We start from the raw sequence: 2,523 nt of genomic DNA on the forward strand, positions 1-2,523 counted from the left end.
TAAGAGTAGTTCGTCTAAGCCGCGACGGGCGCCGTCGCTATGACGAGAACGGTAAGCGCGCGCTGGTCGAGGCTGCATTGCGCCCCGGCGTGTCGGTAGCCCGTCTGGCACAGGAGCATGGGATCAACGCCAACCTGCTGCGCAAATGGACCACGAAGTACCTGATGGAGCGTGAGAAAGGCATCTCATTGGCATCGCTGAAGGACGACGCCGACGAGCGCGCCCCATCACCACCCGCAGTCGAAGTGATGGATGGCAAAGCCATCGATATGCCGGATTCACGTAAGCGGCCCGCGCCGGCAGAATCCTCCTCTGCATTTGTTCCTGTCGTGTCACTACCACCGGCACCGCCGCCACCACCCGTATCTCCGGCACCGCCGATGACGCTCTCACTGCATGTATGTCTGTCGAACGGCGTGGAGCTCGATCTCAGTGCAGCGAGCATCGACGAACTGAGCACCGTGGTCCAGATGTTCGGGAGGATGCCGTGTTCCGGTTCGACGAAAAGCTGACGGTATACCTGCACCGCGATCCCGTCGACTTCCGGTACGGAATGAACAGTCTGTCGATTCTCGTCGAACAGGCGATGCGCCTGAATCCGATGGATTCCTCGCTCTACGTTTTTACCAACCGGCGATGCGATCGCGTCAAGATCCTGGGCTGGCAGCACAACGGTTTCTGGCTGATGCTCAAGAGACTCGAGGCCAATGATCGCTTCGTCTGGCCTGACAGCAAAACCGAAGTCGTGACGTTGACCGTCGATCTGCTGCACTGGCTTCTCGAAGGTGCCGACATTGCTGCTCTTCAGCGGCATCCGAAACGCCACTATGCTCGCGTGAGTTGAACACGGCATCGGCGTGCCGGTCTAAGTGGCATGCCGATCAACGTGACCATCGACGCTGACGAACTCAGGGCGCTCCTCGCGATACGTGAGGAGCACGACGCCCTTCAGTCAGAGCGTGACGGTTTACGCAGCGCACTGCGTCTCGTGACTGCGGAGCGCGACCTGGCCGAGGAACGACTGCGCGCTTACCGGCGCGAGCTGTTCGGCGCGAAGAGCGAAGCTCGCGCATCGGATCAGCCCGGTCTGTTCAATGAAGCCGAAGTGCTCGGCACGAACGCAACACCCGCGCAGGAAGATAGTCGCGAAACCCCGATCGCAGCGCACACGCGCAAGAAGCGCGGTCATCGCAAACCGCTCGATCCCAGTCTGCCGCGCGAAGTCGTTCGGCACGAACTTCCCGAAGCCGAACGCTTCTGCAACCACGACGGACACGCGCTCGTCGAGATCGGCGTCGAAACGAGCGAGCAGCTCGACGTGATCCCCGAGCAGGTTCGCGTCATCCAGCACCAGCGCGTCAAATATGCCTGTCCGTGCTGCGACCTCGGCATCAAGGTTACGCCGGCGCCGGCGCGCATCATCCCGCGTGGGCTGCTGACGGAATCGGCACTCGCGTGGGTCGCCACCGGCAAGTATCAGTTCGGCATGCCGATCTATCGCCAGGCTGGCCTGCTGCGACGCTTCGGTGGCGACATCTCGTCGAACACGCTCGCCGCGAGCATGGTCCGCGTCGGTCACGCGACGCAGCCCGTTATCAACCTGATGCGCGACGCGTTGCTCGATGCTGACGTGATCTACTGCGACGAGACGACGTTCCAGGTCCTGAAGGAAGAAGGGCGCAAGCCGCAAACGAAAAGCTATCTCTGGGCGCAAATGACCGGATCGGGAACGCCCATCCGCTGTTTCGCCTATACGGCTGGTCGCGGCGCGAAGCTGGCCGACAAACTGTTCGCCGGCATTCGCAAGGGTGCGGTTCTGATGACCGACGGATACGAGCCCTACAACGGCATCGCGCAACAGTATCAGCTCGTGCATCTCGGATGCTGGGCTCATGCGAGACGGTATCTGGTCAAGGCCGAAGATAACGTGCCCAAGGCGGCCCGCTCCCCCGATCTGCTCGCCACACGCTTCATCAAACTGATCGGCAAGCTGTTCGCAGCGGAGGTGCGCAGTGAAACGTGGCCGGCTGAACGACGACAGCGAATGCGACGACGATACAGTGCACGCGTGCTGGATGCCATCGAAAAGCTGATGCTTGAACAGTTGCCCGGCGTCGTGCCGCAAAGTTTACTCGGCAAGGCGCTGACCTATCTGCATGGGCAGTGGCCCAAGCTGATCCGATACGTCGAGAACGGCAACTGGCCCATATCGAACAATCCCTGCGAAAATTCCATTCGCCCGTTTGTCGTCGCACGCAAAAGCTTCCTGTTTGCCGATACAGTTGCTGGCGCACATGCGAGTGCGAATCTTTATTCGCTGGTCGAGTCAGCAAAAGCCAACGGCATCGACCCGTACTGCTACCTCACCTGGCTGTTCCAACGTCTGCCACTGGCGAAGACCGTCGACGACTACGACGCGCTGTTGCCGTGGAAGATGCCCGCCAATCTCCGCTGACCCTTCTCCCTGCCACACAATTTACGCCTCAGAGCACCTCTGAGTGGCGTCGTTCGTGGACCGCATAC

General features: G+C 60.8%; 3 protein-coding genes. All 3 read left to right on the top strand.

What is annotated here, in order from left to right:
- The coding region (gene tnpA, locus HDG33_RS36735; RefSeq protein WP_184041197.1) for an IS66-like element accessory protein TnpA at positions 1-512 on the top strand (512 nt) is incomplete at its 5' end.
- Positions 488-844 (top strand): IS66 family insertion sequence element accessory protein TnpB, encoded by a 357-nt coding sequence (gene tnpB / locus HDG33_RS36740; protein WP_167368694.1) that lies wholly within the window; start codon positions 488-490, stop codon positions 842-844. The genes tnpA and tnpB, both read left to right, overlap by 25 nt.
- 30 nt (positions 845-874) lie before the next feature.
- The gene (tnpC, locus tag HDG33_RS36745; protein WP_184041199.1) at positions 875-2,455 is read left to right on the top strand and encodes an IS66 family transposase; all 1,581 of its coding nucleotides are present in this window, start codon (positions 875-877) and stop codon (positions 2,453-2,455) included.
- Positions 2,456-2,523 lie beyond the last annotated feature (68 nt).

Origin of the sequence: Paraburkholderia sp. Cpub6 (assembly GCF_014201065.1) — a bacterium.
GTDB lineage: Bacteria > Pseudomonadota > Gammaproteobacteria > Burkholderiales > Burkholderiaceae > Paraburkholderia > Paraburkholderia tuberum.

Excerpts from the sequence above, each read along its gene's own strand:
- tnpC (WP_184041199.1), top strand. The coding sequence starts at position 875 with ATGCCGATCAACGTGACCATCGACGCTGACGAACTCAGGGCGCTCCTC.